We start from the raw sequence: 16,416 nt of genomic DNA, 5'->3' as shown, positions 1-16,416 counted from the left end.
TGCAATAAAAAGGGTATTGCATCTGGGACTGGTCTGAAGGCTTGTTCTGCCGCTGGCGGCAGCGCACGGCTTGCAAACCGGTTCCACCCCCCAACCCGACCGGCAGGGGACCGCCATGCTTTCTTTCGTTATCAGGCGTCTCGGCACCATGGCAGTGACGATGCTGTGCCTGACGATGATCGTCTTCTTCCTGGTCAATCTCGGGCCTAATCTGAAGAAGCTCGCGATCAGCCAGACCGAAATGCACACATCCGCCGAGCAGCTTGAGGCTTGGCTGGTCAACCATGGCTATCGGCAGAATTTCTTTATCCGCTACGGTCAATGGCTGGGCATCATGCCCAAGCAGCCGGTGACCGACCCGGCGACCGGCAAGCCCGCACAGCGTTTCTCCTTCTGCAACGATCCGGTCGTGCCGACATTCTCCGGCATCCTGCAAGGCGATTTCGGTTGCTCGACCAAGTTCAAGACGACGGTCGCTTCGAAACTCTTTCCGGCGCTCAGCGCCACCGGCATCCTGATGCTCTGCGTGCTGGCCGTAATGGTGCCGATCTCGCTTTTGATAGGTATTCTCGCCGGTATGCGCGAGGGTTCACGCACCGACCGCACATTGTCGGTGGCTTCGATCGCCTCGACGGCGACGCCCGAATATGTTTCGGGCGTCATCTTCACCGTGATCTTTGCCTCCTGGCTCGGCGTGCTGAACGGTTCGGCGGCCTCGGCCAGCCAGGGCATCACCTTCTATAATTTCACCTTGCCGGTGATGACGCTGGCGATCTACGGCATCGGCTACATCGCTCGCATGACCCGCGCCTCGATGGTCGAGGTGATGACCCAGCAATATATCCGAACCGCCCGGCTGAAGGGCCTCTCCTTCGGCAGCGTGGTGATAAAGCACGCTCTGCGCAACGCCCTGATCGCGCCATTCACGGTCATCATGCTGCAGTTCCCCTGGCTGCTCACCGGCGTCGTCATCGTCGAGGTGATGTTTCGCTACCAGGGGTTCGGCTACACCCTGGTCGAGGCCGCCGGCAACAACGACATCGATCTTCTGCTCGGCTGCTCGCTGGTCTCGGTGTTTATCGTCCTGATCACACAGCTCATCTCCGATGTCGGCTACGCGTTCCTCAATCCGCGCATCAGAGTTCAATAGGAGACCGGGCGGATGCAGGTCGAATATCTCAGCGCCTTCAACGTCGTACTCGGCGTGCTTGCCCGCTTCTGGCCGGTCTGGATCGCTCTCGCCCTGGTGATGGGGGCGAGCTTCGGCTACAAGAAGAAGCTAGGGCTTTACGGCCAGCTTTTCGACAGCGGCGTCGGCATCGTCGGCGTCGGCATCTGCCTGTTCTGGCTGTTTACGGCGATCTTCGCGTCGACCATCTCGCCCTTCGATCCGCTCGCCCAAGTGCCGATCATGAAGGACGCGCTGCCGGGCGCAATCGAGCCGGCGTCGAAACTTGTATACTATTTCGGCGGCGACAAGCTCGCCCGGGACGTGTTCTCCCGCATGGTCTATGGCAGCCAGATCGTGCTGATCATCGCGCCGGCGGCGACCGGTTTTGCGCTGATGGTCGGCATTACGCTCGGCCTGCCGGCCGGCTATTATGGCGGCAAGATCGATACGGTGCTGTCCTTCCTCGCCAACCTTGTGCTGGCCTTCCCGGTGATCCTCCTGTTTTACCTGCTGGTGACGCCGGGTATCATGGACACGCCGATCCCCTACGCGATGGCAGGGCTGTTCTTCCTGTTTCCGATCATCTTCTTCAGTGTGCTGTTCTGGACGCGCTACAAGAACCGCCCCGACCGCCTCTATATCCTGCTTGGCCTGACGTTGGTACTTGGCGGCTGGATCTATGCAGGCCTTGTCTTCGATGCCGATCCGTTCAAGATCATCCACATCGATCCCAACCAGCTCAACATCTTCGTGGCGGTGGTGTTCGCCTCCAGCCCCGGCGTGTTCCGCATCGTGCGCGGCCTGGTCATGGATATCAAAACGCGCGACTATGTTGCGGCGGCACAAACGCGCGGTGAATCGCCCTGGTACATCATGCTGTGGGAGATATTGCCCAATGCGCGCGGGCCGCTTATCGTCGACGCCTGCCTGCGCATCGGCTACACCACGATCCTGCTCGGTACGCTCGGCTATTTCGGGCTGGGACTGGCGCCGGAAAGCCCGGACTGGGGCACGGCGATCAAGGATGCAAGCCGGCTGCTGCGCTCCTTCATCCACCCGGCGCTGCCGCCGACGATCGCATTGATGTCGTTCGTGCTTGGCCTCAACCTCCTGGCGGATTCGCTGCGCGAACAGTCTATGAAGGATTGATGCCGGCAAAGATTGACGCCGGGAAGATCGATGCCGGGTTCGGCCCGACATGCCTGAAGAACAAGGATTGGAGCGACCCATGAATGAGGCAGTTCGAAATCCCGCCAAGCCGACGAATGGCCCGATCATCGAGATCGAGAACCTGTCGATCTCCTTCTTCACCCGCAAGGGCGAGATCCCGGCCGTCATGGATTTTTCCTGCACGGTCATGCCTGGCGAGGCGATGGGTATTGTCGGCGAATCCGGCTGCGGCAAGTCGACCGTGTCGCTTGGCATCATGCGCGACCTCTCCAACATAGGAAAGATCGTCGGCGGAAAGATCAAATTCCAGGGCAAGGACATGGGAGAATTGTCCGACGAGGAACTGCGCGCTATCCGCGGCAACAAGATCGCGATGATCTACCAGGAACCGATGGCTAGCCTGAACCCGGCGATGAAGGTCGGCCAGCAGCTGATGGAAGTGCCACTGATCCACGACAAGGTGTCGAAGGACGAAGCTTACAAACGCGCCTTGGAAATGGTGCGCGCGGTGAAGCTGCCGGATCCCGAGCGCATGATGCGTTCCTACCCGCACCAGCTTTCCGGCGGTCAGCAGCAGCGCATCGTCATTGCCATGGCGCTGCTGTCGAAGCCGGCGCTGCTTCTGCTCGACGAGCCGACGACAGCGCTCGACGTGACGGTGGAGGCCGGCATCGTCGACTTGGTCAAGGGGCTGGGCGAGAAGTTCGGCACCTCGATGATCTTCGTGTCGCACAACCTCGGCCTGATCCTGGAGACCTGCGACCGCATCACGGTGATGTATTCGGGCGAAGCGGTGGAGACCGGCAAGATCAAGGACGTCTTCGACCGGATGCGCCATCCCTACACGCAAGGCCTGTTCCGCTCGATCCCGTTGCCGGGCGCCGACAAGAATTCGCGGCCGCTGATATCCATCCCGGGGCAGTTGCCGCTACCGCACGAGCGGCCGAAGGGCTGCAATTTCGGCCCGCGCTGCCACCATTTCGTCGAGGGCGTCTGCAACGCCGCCGAAATTCCGATGATCGCGGTCGAAGGCCATGACGGGCATTTCTCGCGCTGTGTGCGCTTCAACGAGATCGACTGGGAGGCGCTGCCACCCGGCGCCAAGAAGGTCAACGAGCGGGTGGTGCCCGGTGCGCCGGTGCTCCAGATCGAAGACCTCCGGAAGTACTACAAGGTCGGCGGCAGCGAAGTGTTCGGCTCGAGCGAGGGCCGTGTCGTCAAGGCCAACGAGACGATCTCGTTCATGGCGCGCGAATCCGAGACCGTCGCTATCGTCGGCGAATCCGGCTGCGGAAAATCGACCCTGGCCAAGGTGCTGCTCGGCCTCGAAACGGCAAGCTCCGGCCGCGTCAAGCTCGGCAACAAGGAGATTCAGTCGACCGGGATCGAGAAGCGCAGCGTCGACACGGTGTCATCGATCCAGATGGTGTTCCAAAATCCGTTCGACACGCTCAATCCCAGCCATTCGGTCGGTTCGCAGATCATCCGTACGCTGGAAAAGTTCAACGTCGGCGACACGGTGGCCGACCGCCGCAAGCGAATGCTGGAATTGCTCGACCTGGTGAAGCTGCCGAGGGCGTTCGAGTCGCGCAAGCCGCGCCAGCTTTCAGGCGGCCAGAAACAGCGCATCGGCGTTGCGCGTGCCTTTGCCGGCGACGCCAAGGTGGTGGTGGCCGACGAGCCGGTCTCGGCACTGGATGTGTCGGTCCAGGCCGCGGTGACCGAGCTCTTGATGGATATCCAGCGCAAGAACAAGACGACGATGCTGTTCATCAGCCACGATCTGTCGGTGGTGCGCTACATCGCCGACCGCGTCGTCGTCATGTATCTCGGCTATATCGTTGAGCAAGGCACGACCGACCAGATATTCGCGCCGCCCTATCACCCCTATACCGAGGCATTGCTGTCGGCGATCCCGATCGCCGACACAAGCGTGGTCAAGAAGCACATCGTGCTGGAGGGCGACATCCCTTCGGCGATGAACCCGCCGTCCGGCTGTCCGTTCCAGACGCGCTGCGGCTACAAGAAACTGGTGCCGGACAACCTTTGCGAAACCAAGGTGCCGCCAGTCAAAAATCTCGGCGACGGCCATATGAGCCTGTGCTGGCTGTCCGACGACGTGCTGGCGAAAATGGAGCCGGTGATCAAATTCGACAAGGAGCACGCCGCAAATGAGGGCGTGCCGGATGATGCAAACCACGGTGTTGGCCCGGGCTTTGCCGGAGATCCGCCCAAGCGCCCGCATGGAAAGACTGGCAGCGTTGAAGCCGATGCCGAGGGCCAGGCAGTGGAGAATGCCGAAGCGGTCGCCAAAGCCCGCCGTCACGAGGTTCGCGACGAGGTTTCAGAGACCGGCACCTCAAGCTCTGCCGGCAGCCAGGTGGCACCAATCATGCCGCCGACTGTCGGCGACGGCCGACAGGCCGAGGACGCCACGCGCAAGCCGCGCAAACCCAAGGGCGGCTGAGAGCCGTTAATAGGCTAGGGCGCGCATTGCCGTAGCTGCGCGGCGTAGTCCTGCGCCATCTGTTCGGTGGCATGCGCATAGCGCTGCACGTCGGCGTCGCCGCGACTGCCGCGCTTGTAGGCATTCCAGCCGAGATAGTAGGCGAGATACAGATTGTAGGTGTCGTTGCGGGCGACGCCGAGCGTGTCGGCGGTCTTGGAATGATACCAGCCGACGAAATCGACGGCATCGGCAAACCTGGTGCGGCGCGCCGCCCAGCTTCCGGTCTCGTTCTGGTATTGCGCCCAGGTGCCGTCGAGCGCCTGCGAGAAGCCGGTGGCGCTGGAGATATGTTTCCAGGGAATGAAGCCCAGCAGCTTGGTGCGCGGCGGCCTGGCGTTGCTCTTGAAGCCGGATTCCTTGCGCACCGTCGCCATCAGCACGGGAACCGGCACACCGTATTTCTGCTCGGTTCGTTGTGCCGCCGCCTGCCAATTGTCGAACCAGCCGTCATTCTGGTCGAAAACGGCGCACACATCGTTGATATGGTTCGGTGGCGTCGCGCAGGCCGAAAGCGCCAGCGGCGCGGCAATCGCTATAATTTTGCTAAAACTCGACCTACGCATTGGAAGAGCATTAGGCCGAAAACATAAAAGGAATCTTGCTGCGTTCCTTAACGGCTCATCGGCCGCTTTGCCTGACGCGGAACAAGTATAACCATTCCGACGTTTGTTGTCGCTTTTGCCGATGTGAAATTCCCGGAATGCCGCCTTGGCTAAAATCACGCCCGCAGGTGGCGGATTCTTGACAGCTCGATCCTCGTGCCGGCGCTTTGATGCGCGGCATGAGCGAACCAAGACGCAAGCGCGGCGCCGAGCGAACCAGCAACAGGGGACCGACCGCCATCCCGCAACTGCCGTTGCGCCGCGTCACCAATCCCTATCCGCCAATGGCGATGCTCTCGGCCGACCAGATCGAGGCGATCCACCAGGCGTCGATGCATATCCTGGAGAATTTCGGCATCGAGGTGATGAGCCCGCGGGCGCTGTCGCTGTTCGACAAGGCCGGGGCCAAGGTCGATCATGCCACGATGAACGTCCGCATCGATCGCGGCATGATCGAGGAAGCGCTGAAGACGACGCAGTCCAGTTATACGCTGACGCCGCGCAATCCCGCCCATGCCGTCCACCTCGGCGGCAATACCATCAACTTCACGCTCGTCGCCGGGCCGCCGAATGTGCACGACATGGAGCGCGGCCGCCGTGCCGGCAATTTGCGCGATTATTCCGAGCTCGTCCGGCTGGCGCAGCATTTCAACTGCATCCACATGCTAGGCAACCAGGTCTGCGCGCCGGTAGAATTGCCGGCGAATTCCCGTCATCTCGACACCTATTTCGCCAATCTGACACTGACCGACAAAAGCTTTCACGTCTCGGCCATCGGCCGCGGCAGGGCGCTCGACGGCATCGAAATGATGGCAATCGCGCGCGGACTGACGCTTGACGGGATGCGCCACGATCCCGGCGTCACCACGATCATTTCGGTCAATTCGCCGCGCCGCTTCGACGAGATGATGGCCGAGGGGCTGATGACGATGGCCGAGTTCGGCCAGTCGGTGGCGGTAACGCCATTCACGCTGATGGGAGCGATGAGCCCGGTGACGCTTGCCGGCGCGCTCGCCCAGCAGAATGCCGAGGCGCTGTTCGGCGTGGTGCTGACGCAGCTCGTCCGCCCCGGCGCGCCGGTGATGTATGGCGCCTTCACCTCCAATGTCGATATGAAATCGGGAGCGCCGGCGTTCGGCACGCCTGAAAACACCAAGGCGAATATCGCGTCCGGACAGTTGGCGCGGCGTTACAACCTGCCTTATCGCACAACGCCGGGCTCGGCTTCCAATGCCGCCGACGCGCAAGGCGCCTATGAGACGCTGATGGCGCTGTGGGGCGCGGTGCTCGGCCATGGCAACCTCGTCTACCATGCCGCCGGCTGGCAAGAGGGCGGACTGACAGCGTCGTTCGAAAAGTTCATCATCGACGTCGAGATGATCCAGCACATGATGGAGTTTTTGCGCCCGATCGAGGTCAACGAGGCCGAGCTTGCCGTCGAGGCTCTGGGTGCGGTTCCGACCGGCGGCCACTTCTTCGGCGAGCCGCACACGCTGGAGCGCTACGCCACGGCCTTCTATCAGCCGATGCTGTCCAACTGGCAGAATTTCGAGGCTTGGCAGGAAGCTGGTGGGCTAGACGCCACGGCGCGAGCGACGAGGCTGTGGAAGAAGGCGCTGGAGGACTATGTCGAGCCGGTGATGGAAATCTCCAGACGCGAGGCGCTTGAGGCGTACGTGGCCAAGCGCAAGGAAGCGATCGGGGCGGGCGAGCCTTAAGCCGCTCGTCTTGTTCGACTTCATTCTCTTCTCCTCCAGAATCATGAAACCCATCCAACTCTTTGAAACGACGAGAATCCCATGAAATCGCATGCAAAGGTCGTGGTTATCGGCGGTGGCGTTGTCGGGTGCTCCGTGCTGTTCCATCTGGCCCGGCACGGCTGGACAGACATCGTGCTTCTGGAGCGCGATGAATTAACCTCCGGCTCGACCTGGCACGCCGCAGGCGGCATGCACACGATCAATGGCGATCCCAATGTCGCCAAGCTGCAGAAATACACAATCTCGCTCTACAAGGAGATCGAGGAACTGTCCGGCCAGGCGACCGGCGTGCATTTGACTGGCGGCGTCTTGCTGGCAGCGACGGAGGCGCGGCTCGACTGGCTGCGCGGCGTCGTCGCCAAGGGCCGCTATCTCGGCATCGAGCTCGAGGAGATATCGCCTGATGAGGCGGCCGAGCTGATGCCGTTGCTCGATCCCAAGCAGTTCGTCGGTGCCGTGCGCAACAAGGAGGACGGTCATCTCGACCCGTCCGGCGTTACCCACGCCTACGCCAAGGCGGCGAGGAAGCTTGGTGCCGAGGTCGAGCGTTTCACCAAGGTCGAGGACATTGTGCGGCGCGCCGACGGGTTGTGGCGCGTCATCACCAACAAGGGCGAGGTTGTGGCCGAACATGTCGTCAATGCCGGCGGCCTGTGGGCGCGTGAGGTCGGCCGCATGGTCGGGCTGGAGCTGCCGGTGCTGGCGATGGAGCACATGTACCTGATCACCGAGGACATGCCGGAGGTCGCCGCCTGGAACCAGAAGACCGGCACGGAGATCATCCATGCGGTCGACTTCGACGGCGAGCTCTATCTGCGCCAGGAACGCGGCGGCATGCTGATGGGCACTTATGAAAAGGCCAACAAGCCATGGTCCGAATTCCAGACGCCATGGAATTTCGGCCACGAACTGCTGGAGCCCGATATCGACCGCATCGCACCGTCGCTGGAGGTTGGCTTCCGGCATTTCCCGGCGTTCCAGAACACCGGCATCAAGCAGATCATCAACGGACCCTTCACCTTCGCGCCGGACGGCAATCCGCTGGTCGGGCCGGTGCGCAGCCTGCCGGGGTTCTGGGTGGCCTGTGGTGTCATGGCGGGGTTCTCGCAGGGCGGCGGCGTCGGCCTGGCGCTGTCGAACTGGATGATCGAGGGCGATCCCGGCGCCGACATCTGGGCGATGGATGTGTCACGCTACGGTGACTGGGCCACGATGGCCTATACCAACGCCAAGGTGCGCGAGAATTATTCGCGGCGGTTTTCGATCCGCTTCCCGAACGAGGAGTTGCCGGCTGGGCGACCGCTCAAGACGACGCCGGTCTATGATCTGTTGTCGGCCGAGGGCGCGCAATGGGGCGTCGCCTATGGGCTGGAAGTGCCGCTGTGGTATGCGCCCGAAGGGGTCAAGGACGAATTCTCCTGGTGCCGCTCGAGCGACTTCGAGCATGTCGCTAAAGAAGTGGAGACGGTTCGGCAACGCGTTGGTCTGTCGGAAATCTCGTCATTCGCCAAATACAGAGTCACCGGTGAGGGCGCAGCAACCTGGCTCGACAGTATGCTCGCGTGCAAATTGCCAAGGCCCGGCCGCATGACGCTGGCGCCGATGCTGAAGGAAGACGGCAGGTTGATCGGCGATTTCACGCTGGCCAATCTCGGCGGTCCAAATTCTGCAAGCAAGGATTGGTTCCTGGCCGGCAGCGGTGTCGCCGAGCAGTACCACATGCGCTGGTTCGAAGCGCATCTGCCGAAGGACGGCTCTGTTAGCATCGAGGCGCTGGGAGCAAAACTCACCGGCCTGTCGATCGCCGGGCCGAGCGCGCGGAACCTTCTTGAAAAGGTCACACGATCTGATGTGTCGAATACGGCCTTTCCGTTCATGGCCATCAGCAGGATGGATATCGGCATGGCGCCGTGCCTGGTCGGGCGCGTCAGCTACACCGGCGACCTCGGCTACGAAATCTGGGTGGCGCCGGAATATCAGCGTGCAGCCTATCAGGCGCTGATGGCGGCGGGCGAGGAATTCGGCATCGGCCTGTTCGGCTCGCGCGCGCTCAATGCGCTGCGGCTCGAGAAGAATTACGGCTCATGGGCGCGCGAATACCGGCCGATCTATGGGCCGCTGGAGGCCGGCCTCGACCGCTTCGTCGCGTATGGCAAAGAGGCCGATTTCATCGGCAAGCAGGCAGCGCTGGCGGAGCGCAAGCAAGGCGGCAGACTGCGGCTGCGGGCCTTTGTCGTCGATGCTGCCGATGCCGACGTCATCGGCGACGAGCCAATCTGGTATGGCGGTGCCGTGCGCGGCTGGGTCACGTCAGGCGGCTACGCACATCATTCAAAAAAATCCGTCGCCATGGGTTATGTGCCGAAAGAGATCGCCGATGAGGCCAACGGTTTCGAGATCGAGCTATTGGGCAAGCGTTACGCCGCACGCATGCAGCAGACACCGCTGTTCGACGCCAATTTCGAGCGGATGCGCGGTTGAGGAACCGAGTGGCATAGCGAAGTCGCCGTGCCGGTGGCACGATGAAAGGGGGAGGACGATTTCGCGATAGTGAAAATTCTTTCGCGCGGTGACCTTTGGTTTTATTGTCGAGCTGCGGCGGAAGGCTGGGCAATTGCTTCGGAGGTCCACCATGCCCGACGTGTATGCGCAGATCACAACCGCTGATCCGGCTGTTGTCGCGGTTCTTATCAACGCGATGGAGTTGCGGGCCGCAGACCCGCGCCAGAAGGCAATTCGCCACTCGTTTTTCTCCTCGATCGATTTTCCGGAAAGGGCACGCGTCCTCGAAGGCGGCTGCGGCTCGGGACCGATCAGTCGCGAGCTTGCGCGCTGGCCGGGGGTGAACGAGGTTGTTGGGCTCGATCCGTCGCCGATATTTCTGGCGAAGGCGCGCGAGCTTGCCGCGGATATCCCCAACCTGAACTTCGTCGAAGGGGATGCCAGGTCGCTGCCGCACGAGGACAACTCGTTCGATGTGGTCATCTTCCATACCTGCCTGACCCATGTGCCCGGTCCCGAAAAGGCCCTGACGGAATCGTTGCGCGTGCTTCGCCCAGGCGGCTGCCTGGCGATCTTCGACGGCGATTACGCGACGACGACGGTCGCCATCGGCGATCATGATCCGCTGCAGGATTGCGTGGATGCCGCAATGGCGGCGCTGGTGAATGACCGCTGGCTGACGCGCCGGCTGCCGCTGCTGGCGAAATCGGCGGGCTTTGTCGTCGAAAAATTCGACAGCTACGGCTACGCCCAAATTGCCGCGCCCGACTACATGCTGACTCTGGTCGATCGCGGCGCCGATATTCTGGCCGGCTGGAAGCGACTCGACAAGGCGCTTGGCGACGGGCTGAAGCACGAGGCGCGCCGGCGTGTCGAAGCCGGAGAGTTCTTCGGGTTCATCGCCTTCGCGGGCCTGATTGCGCGCAAGTCGGGCTGAGCGCGCGCTGATCCGCCCGGCTACGATGTTTTGCGGTTGTCCAGTGCCAGGGCGCCGGGGCCGGCGAATACCAGATAGAAGAAGATGAAGCAGAAGGAGATCGCGGCATCGCCGCCATTGTTGACCGGGAAGAAGCTCTGCGGCATGTGCGCCATGAAATACGCGATCGCCATCTCGCCGCTGAGAAGGAATGCCACCGGCCTGGTGAAAAGCCCCAATACCAGCAGGATGCCGCCTCCGAATTCCAGGATGGCCGCGGTCAGCGATAGCCCGCTCATGGTGCCGGCATGGTCGCTGACGGGGAAATTGAACAGTTTCTGGGTGCCGTGCTCAATGAACTGCAGCGCCGTCATGATGCGCAAGGCGGCAAGGGCGAACGGTTGATATTCGGCGAGGCCTTCGAAAAGCTTCATCTACGACTCCATTTTTCACCTAGCCCGGCCATAGGTCATCGCCAAAGGCCGGACCATTCACATAGTCCGGCCTGCATTCAACTGTCGGTGAGTGAGTCGTGAGGCGTGCTGCAGCCTTGGGGCCGCACGATGGCGGCCCCGCAATTGGCGCGGCCTGTTACCGCGTCGGTGCCATTAGCGCGAAATGGGCGCCTTGCGGATCCGTGCACTGTACGATCCAGCTGCCGCCGGGGACCTCCATCGGACCCATCAGGATCTTGCCGCCATTGTCGGTGACGCGCTTGGCTGCCGCGTCGATGCCGGGCACGTTGAAATAGAACTGCCAGACCGGCGTCGGGATCTGCTCGGGCTTGTTCATCATGCCGCCAACGGGCTCGCCGCCGAAGGCGAAAAGCTGGTAGACGCCCATCGGACCCATATCCATGGCGTCGCCCTTCTCCCAGCCGAACTGGCTGGAATAGAAATCGAACGCCGCCTTCCAGTCTGACGTGTAGAGCTCATGCCAGCCGATGTTGCCGGGGGTCGCCAACGGTAGCGGCGGCTGGTCGGGGCCGCTGGGCTGCAGGAAGTTGAACATCGCGCCTTGCGGGTCTGCAACGACGGCGAAGCGGCCGACGCCAGGAATGTCGTCGGGCTCGCGGTGAACCGCGCCACCAGCCTTCTTGAGGGAGGCCGTTGCGGCATCGATGTCCCTGGTGAGGATATAACCGACCCAGGCCGGCGGCATGCCCATCTTGCGCGCGTCATCGGGCAGCGTCATCATCCCGCCGACGCCGCGCTCGCCGACATTCATGACGATATAGCGCGGCATGCCCTGGGCCCCTTCGAAAGGCTGCCCCCTCCAGCCCACCACTGAGGTGTAAAACGCCTCGGCGGCGTCGAGATCGGTGGTCATCAGCTCGTACCAGAAGAAGGGCATGGGGGACTGTGGCATTGTCGTGCTCCTTGCGGTTTGTACATCGATCATGCGCGATCCATTCTAGGACGATCTTCACGACGAAAATCCGACAGCCAACCAAAAAAGATGACGGCAAATTGGAAATGTTACCGGGTTGCGCGCCCTGCGGTTTTCGACTTTGCTCGCAGTCAACGAGGGGTTGTTGATCCATGCGCCGGATGTCGCTCACTTCCGAACTTGTCGCGCTGTGCCATCGGGAGGAGGCCGATCCCGGCCCCGATGGCAGCTGGACGCAGCTGACGGACGAAGACTTCAGGGCCCTTTGCCTTCGGTGATCAAAACCAACGCTAAGCTTACCAGGCTGACCACTCAGTCCAGCAACGGCAGTGCCGCTATGGCCAAGCTTCCCTGTCGGCGGCTTTGGTAACATGAGTAAACTTGTCATGTTTATTCGTGGCTTTTCAGCAGTTTGCACAGAAAATTGACCAATTGATAAAAAAATAAAACGTGCTAGCCTTCTCCAAAACAAGAACATGGGGAACTGACGATGCCAGAAGGCCAGTTCAAGCAAGGCATTGCCGGCGGGCGGCTTTCGCCGGGACAATATGCCGATAATTTTGCCGACCTGCACCCGCCGCTCGATCATCACGAGGCGCTGGTCGAGTCCGACCGCTGCTATTTCTGCTATGACGCGCCGTGCATGAATGCGTGTCCGACCTCGATCGACATCCCGCTGTTCATCCGCCAGATTTCGACCGGCAATCCGATCGGTTCGGCCAAGACGATTTTCGATCAGAACATTTTGGGCGGTATGTGCGCCCGCGTCTGCCCGACCGAGACGTTGTGCGAAGAGGTCTGCGTGCGGGAGGTGGCCGAAGGCAAGCCGGTGCAGATTGGTCGCCTTCAGCGCTACGCCACCGATGTCGCCATGGCCGAAAACAAGCAGTTCTACAACCGCTCCGAACCGACCGGCAAAACGGTCGCCGTGGTCGGCGCCGGACCGGCCGGGCTTGCGGCCGCGCATCGGCTTGCCCGCCACGGCCACGACGTGACCATCCTGGAAGCCCGCCCGAAGCCCGGCGGCCTCAATGAGTACGGTATCGCCGCCTATAAGAGCGTCGACAATTTTGCCCAGGCCGAAGTCGACTATGTCACGTCGATCGGCGGCATCGACATCCAGAACGGCAAGGCGCTCGGCCGTGATTACCAGCTGTCGGACCTGACCAGGAATTACGATGCGGTGTTCCTCGGCATGGGGCTTGCCGGCGTCAATGCCTTGCGAGCGGATGGCGAGGAGGCGCAAGGCGTCACCAATGCCGTCGAGTTCATTGCCGAGCTTCGTCAGGCCAGTGATCTGGCCAGCCTGCCGGTCGGCCGGCGTGTTGTCGTCATCGGCGGCGGCATGACGGCGATCGACGCGGCGGTGCAATCGAAGCTGCTCGGAGCCGAAGAGGTGACGATCTGCTATCGGCGCGGCCCGGAGCACATGAATGCCTCCGAATTCGAGCAGGATCTGGCTGCCGCCAACGGCGTCATCATCCGGCACTGGTTGCAGCCGAAGCGGGTCATTGCCGATGCCGGCAAGGTGTCGGCGATCGAGCTCGAATACACCGCGATGGACGGCGACAGGCTCGTCGGCACCGGCGAGCGGCTGACGCTCGTCGCCGATCAGGTGTTCAAGGCGATCGGCCAGAGCTTTGTCCCAGCTGCGCTCAACGGCAGCGGTGCGGAGGTCGCGCTGGAAGCCGGCCGCATCAAGGTCGACGCGGAAGGGCGCACCTCGCTGGCCAATGTCTGGGCTGGCGGCGACTGCATTTTCGGCGGCGACGACCTGACTGTTTCAGCCGTCGCGCAAGGCCGCGATGCGGCGGAGAGCATTCATCGGGCACTGACCTCGAACGGGAGGGCATGAGCATGGCAGACATCCGCAACAATTTCGTCGGCATCAAATCGCCGAACCCGTTCTGGCTGGCTTCGGCGCCGCCGACCGACAAGGCCTATAACGTCATCCGCGCCTTCAAGGCTGGCTGGGGCGGCGTTGTCTGGAAGACGCTCGGCGAAGAAGGGCCGCCGGTGGTCAACGTCAACGGGCCGCGCTACGGCGCGATCTGGGGCGCCGACCGCCGCTTGCTTGGCCTGAACAATATCGAGCTGATCACCGACCGCGACCTGCAGGTCAATCTGCGCGAGATCAAGCAGGTCAAGATGGACTGGCCCGACCGGGCGATCGTCGTCTCGCTGATGGTGCCGTGCGAGGAGCATGCCTGGAAGGCGATCCTGCCGGTGGTCGAGGAGACCGGCGCCGACGGTATCGAGCTCAATTTCGGCTGCCCGCATGGCATGTCGGAACGCGGCATGGGTGCGGCGGTCGGCCAGGTGCCGGAATACATCGAAATGGTGGTGCGCTGGTGCAAGGCCAACACCCGCATGCCTGTCATCACCAAGCTGACGCCCAACATCACCGACATACGCAAGCCGGCACGAGCTGCCCTTGCCGGCGGCACCGACGCGGTGTCGCTGATCAACACCATCAATTCGATCACCGGCGTCAATCTCGACAATTTCGCACCGGAGCCGACGATTGACGGCAAGGGTTCGCATGGCGGCTATTGCGGCCCGGCGGTGAAGCCGATCGCCATGAACATGGTGGCCGAGATCGCGCGCGACCCGGAAACGAAGGGCCTGCCGATCTCCGGTATCGGCGGCATCACCACCTGGCGCGACGCCGCCGAGTTCATGGCGCTTGGCGCCGGCAATGTGCAGGTGTGCACGGCGGCGATGACCTATGGCTTCAAGATCGTGCAGGAGATGATCGCCGGCCTGGAAAACTGGATGGACGAGAAGGGCCATGCCTCGCTCGACGACATCATTGGCCGCGCCACTCCCAACGTCACCGACTGGCAGTATCTCAACCTCAACTACGTCGCAAAGGCGCATATCGACCAGGAGGCCTGCATCAAATGCGGCCGCTGCCACATCGCCTGCGAGGACACCTCGCACCAGGCCATCACCAGCATGGTCGACGGCGTCAGGCATTTCGAGGTGATCGAGGCCGAATGCGTCGGCTGCAATCTCTGCGTCAATGTCTGCCCGGTCGAGAACTGCATCACCATGGAGCCACTGGCGGTTGGCGCGATCGATGAGCGCACTGGTAGGCCAGTGTCGCCGATCTATGCCAACTGGACGACGCATCCCAACAATCCGATGGCCAAGGTGGCGGCGGAATAGCATTTCGAAAAAAGCGGCGTCCATGGGCGCCGCTTTTTGACTTTCCTATTGCGGATAAAAGATATCCAAGATAATCTATATCCATGAACAGGAGAGCGAAATGAAGCTGGGCGAAGGCGTCGAAGCAGCCATCCACTGCGCCGCGATGCTCGCCGGCGTTGATGGCGCCGCGACCTTGCCAGGTGCTGCCATGGCCGAAGCGTTCGGGCTGTCGCCGAGCTATCTGCTTAAGCATCTCAACGCGCTGACTGCGTCCGGCATTCTGGAATCAGTGCCGGGGCCGTCCGGCGGCTACCGGCTGGCGCGGCCGGCGGAACGCATAACGCTGCTCGATATCGTGCTGGCCGTCGAGGGGCGTGAACCGGCGTTCCGCTGCGCCGAAATCCGCCAGCGCGGCCCAGCGAAGCTCGATGCCTCGGTCTATGCCAAACCCTGCGGCATCAACGTAGCCATGCTGAAGGCCGAGCGCGCCTATCGCGCCGCGCTCGCCGACGCCTGGCTGTCCGACATCGTTGCAGAATACACCGCCGATGCCGATTCCCGTTCGGTCGCCGCGAACTGCGCCTTCGTCGAGCGCCATCGGCGGCCGCAGAAATCAAGTTCAACCAAGCAAGCATGAAAGGCTACAGACGATGAAACAGAGGCTGCAATTTTTCGGCGCGGCGCCGGAGATCATGAAGGCGGTGTCAGCGCTCAACAAGGCAGTCGACGAATGCGGGCTCGAAAAAAGCCTGTTGCATCTGATCAAGCTCAGGGCGTCGCAGATCAACGGCTGCTCGTATTGCGTCGAGATGCATAGCCGCGAAGCGCGCCGCGACGGCGAAAGCGAGCAGCGGCTCTATCTCGTCTCCGCCTGGAAGGAATCGCCGCTGTTTTCAGAGCGCGAACGCGCGGCCTTGGCCTGGACCGACGCGCTGACCAGGATTGCCGACAACGGTGTGTCGGACGAACTCTATGCAAGGACGCTCGAATATTTCTCGGAAGAGGAGCTGGTCAAGCTCTCGGTTGCGCTCGGCATGATCAACACCTGGAACCGGCTTTGCGTTCCGTTTCATGCAATCCATCCGATGCCAGCAGTCTTGGCCGCCTGAGCATGGACCAGGGGGGGGGGGGGGGGGGGGGGGGGGGGGGGGGGGGGGGGGGGGGGCGGCGCGGGCGGGGGGAGTGGCATGGGAACAGCGGCGCGCGGGCCCCTCGCGGGCGGGGGGGGGGCGGGGGGGGGGGGG

General features: G+C 62.3%; 13 protein-coding genes and 1 pseudogene. 11 read left to right on the top strand and 3 right to left on the bottom strand.

Going from position 1 to position 16,416, the window contains the following annotated elements:
- Positions 1-115: 115 nt before the first annotated feature.
- The 3 genes from NKJ81_RS28240 to NKJ81_RS28230 all read left to right on the top strand — a co-directional run bounded on the left by NKJ81_RS28240 (position 116) and on the right by NKJ81_RS28230 (position 4,808).
- Positions 116-1,150, top strand: a complete 1,035-nt coding sequence (locus NKJ81_RS28240) for an ABC transporter permease (RefSeq protein WP_352453204.1) — start codon at positions 116-118, stop codon at positions 1,148-1,150.
- A gap of 12 nt (positions 1,151-1,162) precedes the next feature.
- On the top strand, positions 1,163-2,320 hold the full coding sequence (locus NKJ81_RS28235) for an ABC transporter permease (RefSeq protein WP_352473527.1): 1,158 nt from the start codon (positions 1,163-1,165) through the stop codon (positions 2,318-2,320).
- Positions 2,321-2,399: 79 nt separating this feature from the next.
- Positions 2,400-4,808, top strand: a complete 2,409-nt coding sequence (locus NKJ81_RS28230; RefSeq protein ID WP_352542435.1) for a dipeptide ABC transporter ATP-binding protein — start codon at positions 2,400-2,402, stop codon at positions 4,806-4,808.
- A gap of 14 nt (positions 4,809-4,822) precedes the next feature.
- On the opposite strand, the gene NKJ81_RS28225 is transcribed toward NKJ81_RS28230, so the two are convergent.
- Positions 4,823-5,413 (bottom strand): transglycosylase SLT domain-containing protein, encoded by a 591-nt coding sequence (locus NKJ81_RS28225; RefSeq protein ID WP_352453201.1) that lies wholly within the window; start codon positions 5,411-5,413, stop codon positions 4,823-4,825.
- 218 nt (positions 5,414-5,631) lie between these two features.
- Here NKJ81_RS28225 and NKJ81_RS28220 point away from each other — a divergent pair, with 218 nt between their 5' ends.
- The 3 genes from NKJ81_RS28220 to NKJ81_RS28210 all read left to right on the top strand — a co-directional run bounded on the left by NKJ81_RS28220 (position 5,632) and on the right by NKJ81_RS28210 (position 10,651).
- Positions 5,632-7,170, top strand: coding sequence for a trimethylamine methyltransferase family protein (locus NKJ81_RS28220; protein WP_352542434.1), 1,539 nt, complete (start codon positions 5,632-5,634; stop codon positions 7,168-7,170).
- Positions 7,171-7,251: 81 nt separating this feature from the next.
- Positions 7,252-9,693, top strand: coding sequence for a GcvT family protein (locus NKJ81_RS28215; protein ID WP_352542433.1), 2,442 nt, complete (start codon positions 7,252-7,254; stop codon positions 9,691-9,693).
- Positions 9,694-9,844: 151 nt separating this feature from the next.
- Positions 9,845-10,651, top strand: coding sequence for a class I SAM-dependent methyltransferase (locus NKJ81_RS28210; protein ID WP_352542432.1), 807 nt, complete (start codon positions 9,845-9,847; stop codon positions 10,649-10,651).
- Between the two features lie 20 nt (positions 10,652-10,671).
- Here the strand turns inward: NKJ81_RS28210 and NKJ81_RS28205 are convergent, their stop codons facing one another.
- Together NKJ81_RS28205 and NKJ81_RS28200 are read right to left on the bottom strand one after the other, a co-directional pair.
- Positions 10,672-11,064: a DoxX family protein gene (locus tag NKJ81_RS28205; protein WP_352542431.1), complete on the bottom strand. Its 393-nt coding sequence runs from the start codon at positions 11,062-11,064 to the stop codon at positions 10,672-10,674.
- Between the two features lie 157 nt (positions 11,065-11,221).
- Positions 11,222-11,998: a VOC family protein gene (locus NKJ81_RS28200; RefSeq protein ID WP_352542430.1), complete on the bottom strand. Its 777-nt coding sequence runs from the start codon at positions 11,996-11,998 to the stop codon at positions 11,222-11,224.
- 173 nt (positions 11,999-12,171) lie between these two features.
- Here NKJ81_RS28200 and NKJ81_RS28195 point away from each other — a divergent pair.
- The 5 genes and pseudogenes from NKJ81_RS28195 to NKJ81_RS28175 form a co-directional block, all read left to right on the top strand.
- Positions 12,172-12,294, top strand: a pseudogene (locus NKJ81_RS28195) (gamma-glutamylcyclotransferase); the annotation flags it as partial.
- Between the two features lie 215 nt (positions 12,295-12,509).
- Positions 12,510-13,874, top strand: coding sequence for an NAD(P)-dependent oxidoreductase (locus NKJ81_RS28190; protein WP_352473535.1), 1,365 nt, complete (start codon positions 12,510-12,512; stop codon positions 13,872-13,874).
- Positions 13,875-13,876: 2 nt separating this feature from the next.
- Positions 13,877-15,190, top strand: a complete 1,314-nt coding sequence (preA, locus tag NKJ81_RS28185) for an NAD-dependent dihydropyrimidine dehydrogenase subunit PreA (protein WP_352542429.1) — start codon at positions 13,877-13,879, stop codon at positions 15,188-15,190.
- Between the two features lie 100 nt (positions 15,191-15,290).
- Entirely contained in the window at positions 15,291-15,809 is a 519-nt protein-coding gene (locus NKJ81_RS28180; RefSeq protein WP_352542428.1) for an RrF2 family transcriptional regulator, read from the top strand.
- Positions 15,810-15,822: 13 nt separating this feature from the next.
- On the top strand, positions 15,823-16,281 hold the full coding sequence (locus tag NKJ81_RS28175) for a carboxymuconolactone decarboxylase family protein (RefSeq protein ID WP_352505556.1): 459 nt from the start codon (positions 15,823-15,825) through the stop codon (positions 16,279-16,281).
- Positions 16,282-16,416: the final 135 nt, after the last annotated feature.

Origin of the sequence: Mesorhizobium sp. M0018 (assembly GCF_040323955.1) — a bacterium.
GTDB lineage: Bacteria > Pseudomonadota > Alphaproteobacteria > Rhizobiales > Rhizobiaceae > Mesorhizobium.
The sequence above is the reverse complement of the archived record's forward strand: the minus strand, read 5'-3'. Positions and strand labels throughout refer to the sequence as shown.